At 45.7% G+C, this 4,556-nt stretch carries 4 protein-coding genes and 1 pseudogene; 2 read left to right on the top strand and 3 right to left on the bottom strand.

What is annotated here, in order from left to right:
• Positions 1-224: 224 nt before the first annotated feature.
• From F7D73_RS03385 to F7D73_RS03375, 3 genes are read right to left on the bottom strand one after another with little or no spacing between them, the layout of a single operon-like run.
• On the bottom strand, positions 225-587 hold the full coding sequence (locus F7D73_RS03385; protein WP_153122287.1) for a hypothetical protein: 363 nt from the start codon (positions 585-587) through the stop codon (positions 225-227).
• Positions 584-1,807 carry a site-specific integrase gene (locus F7D73_RS03380; protein ID WP_153122286.1) on the bottom strand — a complete coding sequence of 408 codons (1,224 nt, stop codon included), beginning with the start codon at positions 1,805-1,807 and terminating at the stop codon, positions 584-586. The genes F7D73_RS03385 and F7D73_RS03380 overlap by 4 nt, the downstream gene beginning before the upstream one ends.
• Positions 1,808-1,838: 31 nt before the next feature.
• Positions 1,839-3,068: a site-specific integrase gene (locus F7D73_RS03375; RefSeq protein WP_153122285.1), complete on the bottom strand. Its 1,230-nt coding sequence runs from the start codon at positions 3,066-3,068 to the stop codon at positions 1,839-1,841.
• Positions 3,069-3,358: 290 nt separating this feature from the next.
• Between F7D73_RS03375 and F7D73_RS03370 the strand changes: the two are divergent.
• Together F7D73_RS03370 and F7D73_RS03365 are read left to right on the top strand one after the other, a co-directional pair.
• A pseudogene (locus tag F7D73_RS03370) lies at positions 3,359-3,553 on the top strand (tyrosine-type recombinase/integrase); the annotation flags it as partial.
• 63 nt (positions 3,554-3,616) lie between these two features.
• The coding region (locus F7D73_RS03365) for a phage integrase SAM-like domain-containing protein (RefSeq protein WP_153122284.1) at positions 3,617-4,556 on the top strand (940 nt) is incomplete at its 3' end.

The following is a 4,556-nucleotide window of genomic DNA, read 5'->3' as shown; positions in this document are numbered from 1 at the left end:
CTTGATGAGTGGGGTGAAATGAACAAGGCGACAACGTATAACTTACCGAGCGTGGTTGTTATAGGTTGTCGCCTCGTTTTATTGGCTATACCGAGTTGTTCGTGTTTGCCGGGTATCATTTGTGTTACCTGTATAAATCTAATACCATGCTAAAACACACTGCGGTGGTTCGCCCAAGTGGCTGGAGGCGCAAAGCCTCCAAGGAACGTTGCTTTATGGCAGGTCTATGCCATTGCATTCTCTGTAAAGATACAGACCAGTTTAGTGCGGCTTGTCTGTCTGCCGATGACGGACTGCATGATGAACTCCCGAAAGGCTCTGCTCTCAATGCTGTCAATACGGAAGGCTACCGCAATGACGAGTTCAAGGCTATACACATCATAGCTGATGCGGTCGTTCTTCCTGACATGACGGCGTACACCCTGCTCTTTCAGAATGCCGTCCTTGAATACAGCCTTGATAGCCTTGCGCACATAGCAGCCGAACACATTATACATGTCGGCAATCTCCTGCATGGTCATCCATACAGTATCGGTCGGCATGGATACCGTTCCGCTCTCGCTGATAGTTATAACACCTCTGTTCATTTTTCGTCCTCCTTATTTCTCTTTTGGTCAGTTTCTTTTGTTTTTCTGCGTTGCATCAGTTTGTCCATGTCTATGGAAATCTTGTTATCGGTGATAACGGCATAGATTTGGGTGCTTCGCAGATTGGAATGTCCCATCATCTTGGCAACGCTTTCCATTGATATGCCCGAAGTAACCATGTTTACTCCGAATGTATGTCTTGCAACATGTGCGGTAAGGTTCTCATTTATACCTAAAGCCACACCGAGTGAATGAAATTCAAACCACATGGAATCACGTGAAGAAAGAGGGAAAACAGGTTTGCTATCATCCGCTGTATTGTATAGCGACATTATTTGTTCAGCTATCGGATGCAAGGGAATGAACGCTTCGTTGTTGGTCTTTGCTCTTTTCTCACGGATGTATTTTCTACCGTCTGCCGTCATCCCGATATGGTGTGGATACAGGTTACGTAAATCGACATAAGCCAAACCTGTAAGGCTGGAGAAAACAAACATTCTGCGTGCCAACTCCAAAGCCTTATCCTCCATAGGAGTCTCCATAATGAGCAGCAAGTCATTTCTGGATATATGTCTACGCTTTGGTGAGCCTTTCTTTTCATATCCGACATCTTCCAATGGATTGAATTTCAGCAAACCTCTGTCAACAGCGATATAAACCAAGCGTTGCAGCCAACAGAGATTATGGTTCGTATTGGATGCACTATACCCTTTGCCAATCAAGAACAACTTATAAGATTTGCCAAATTCCTCAGTCAAATCTTCAAATGCAATGTCATTCATTCCTCGTAACCCGATGAACTCTCGCAAGTTGAGCTGCGATGTCTTAGATTGGCGATAAGAAGATGTTGAGTTAATACGGATGGAGCGCAGCCTAAGGCGTTCACGCTCCTCCTCGCCAGTGGCAAGCAATGTCATCGGGATAGTATTTGCATCAACAATAACATTCTTCAGAATCTCGGCGGTAACGATGCCCTTTTCCTTTGTTGCCTGCTCGTAGGCTTCGTCAATTCTTTGTCTGAACGCTTGCAGTTGTCCGTTCACTCTTGCATTCTTGGCTTCACCTTTTTTCGTGTCCCATTCTTCGGGAGCACAGTAAAGACCTGTTGCTATGGCTGACACTTTGCCGTCAATCGTGATACGGCAAAATATAGATGTGGTTCCGTCTGCCTTTACTCTGCCACGGTTGATATAATAAAACTGCTTGTATGTACTTCTCATTGTTATGTTCCTTTCTTATTTTGTGAAAATATTACAGGACAAACTTGAAGTCCTTGTTGGCTTCGATGAACTTGTCCATATCCTCAAATAGCTTTTTCGGGGTGACACGTGCATAGATTTGCGTGGTCTGAATGTTGCTGTGACCAAGCATTCTGCTGATAGTCTCTATCGGAACACCTTCTTCGAGCGTAACGAGCGATGCGAAACTGTGCCGTCCAACATGATAGACCAAATCCATACTTATGCCAGATAGTACTCGGAGACTTTTCATGTTACCTCTCAGTACTCGAAATTCCTGTGGCGGTAAAAGAGTAGGTCTTGTCGGGTCTTTGTATTTCTCCAACATGGCAAGCGCCTCTGGCAGCAACTTCACACGTGCAAGCATCTTGTTCTTCTTTCTATGGTATTTCAGCCAAAGGCTGCCCTCCTCATCACGAAAGAGGTTTTCTTCCGTGATAGAAACAGTATCGGCATAAGCCGTGCCTGTATAGCAGGCGAAAAGAAAAAGGTCACGGGTCAAAGCCAACGATTTTCTTCGCTCTGGTATTTCGAGGTCACGAATTTTCAGGAAGTCCTCACGTGTCAATGCCTTTGGTGGATTCTCTTTCTTTTGAGGTAGCTTGAAGTGCATAAAATGATAACGCTCGGAGTGTCCTGCCTTGAAAGCTATTCGGCAGGTCTTCTTCAAGATGGCGAGATAGTGGCGGACTGTATCAAGTGCAAGACCTCTCTGGTCCAAGCAAAAGTCCATGTACTCACGGATAAACTGCTCGTCAAGCTCACCGAATGCCACATCGTCAGTTCCATAACGCTTTTTGACGAACAATACCAATGTCAGGCGAGTGTACTGGTAGTTTGAAAGCGTGCCTTTCTTATAGTCGATGCCGATTCTTGACTCAATGTCCGCAATGATGGCGTCAAGCTGCTTCAACAAGGTCATCTGAGTGTCTGCACTGCATTGAAACAGATCCTTTATCGCCTTTGCGTCAAAATCCGTCTTGCGCTCCACAAGTGACTCGTAGGCTAAGTTTATTGCCAGCAACAGCTTGTCAATCTTGGCGTTCACTTCCACAGCCTCCTTGCTCTTGCCGTCAAGTCTGCTCTCACGTGGATTCCATAACTTTGGCGTACATGACAACTTGCAACCGAACTGCGCCATTGTTCGGTTGAGGGTGATGCGTCCCATGATGGGAGCCTTACCGTTCTTGTCCAATCCGCTCTTTTTTAGGTAGAGCAACACCTTGAATTTTTCAACTTTCATCTGCTTACTTTTTTAGTTTGCAAAAATAATCAATCAGTAAGCATTCTCCGTCATTGAAAGTTGTGCAGAACAGTGCAACAAACACTGGTGACAAACTATTTGTTTTTCACCTCGTTAGCAGTGTTGGTTTCGGTAACTGACCGCTAACGGTTTGGTAACTGAAATAACTCAATATCCTGCTCGGCTTTGCTTTGCAGCCAATTGGCAGAATTATGAAATATTGCTCATTCTCAACCACTTGCAGTTCATTCCTCTCATATTCACTTTCCGTTGCTTTTGCTTAAATTGTGCATGTCTCACGACACTCGTTCGCCAGCCTCATTACGCTGGAGGCTGGTGTGCCGATGGAGACCATCTGCAAGATGCTCGGTCACAAGGATGTGAAGATGACGCAGCGGTATGCGAGAGTAACCCAAAAGAAGCTGTTTGAGGACATGGACAAGTTCATCGCTGCAACCGAGAAGGACTTTATTCTCGCATTATGAACAAGGCTTTCAACTTTTCTTTTTACAGTTCAACCACATTATTATATTATAAGGACAACAACTATGAGCAGAAGTACATTTTCAATTTTGCCTTACATCAACAGACAGAAGGTGAAGGCAGACGGAACAGCCAACATACTTTGCCGCATCACCGTTGACGGCAAAAGTGCAGCCATTTCCACAGGCATATCCTGTACCCCACAGGAGTGGAACGCCAAGAAGGGAGAGGTACGGAACGCAAGGGACAGCGGACGATTGGCAAGTTTCCTTGCTGAGGTCAAGGATAAATACAACTCACTTCTTACTACCAATGGCATCATCACCGTGGAAATGCTGAAGGCTGTGTTGAAGGACAAGGACACGACAGGAAGGTTCTTGCTGAACTTTGGTGATACCATCGTGGAATGGTATCGAACCTCAAAAGCCAGACAAACCTTTCTGCACAAGCGAACATGGCAGAAGAACCTGAGGGACTTTGTTCATACTTTAGATAAGGAAGACATAGCCTTTGAGGACATAGACGAGAATTTCGGGGAGGAATACAAGCTATTCCTGAAACGAGACCAGGGACGCATCGACAGCTACGTGAACCATTGCCTTCTCTGGCTGAACATGTTGATGTACAAGGCAGTGGACAGGAGCATTATCCGCTTCAATCCCATAGCCAAGATAGGGTATGAGAAGAAGGCAGCCCCGAAGATGACCCATATCAGCAAGGCAGACTTCATCAAGATGCTCTCTACCCCGATGGCTGACGAGCGAACGGAGCTTGCACGCAGATGTTTCATTTTTGCCTCGCTCACCTCCTTATCCTATATAGATGTAAAGAAACTGTACCCTCACCATATCAGTGAGAACTCCGAGGGTAGGAAGTTCATCCGCAAGGAAAGAGAGAAGACAGGCGTGGAGTTCTTCGTGCCACTCCATCCGATAGCCGAGAAGATTCTTTCGCTCTACAATACCACGGACGACAGCAAGCCTGTTTTTCCACTGGGTGAGAAGA

This window comes from Segatella copri (assembly GCF_009494395.1).
Lineage (GTDB): Bacteria > Bacteroidota > Bacteroidia > Bacteroidales > Bacteroidaceae > Prevotella.
Note: the sequence above shows the minus strand (reverse complement) of the source record. Positions and strands in the feature narration are given on the sequence as shown.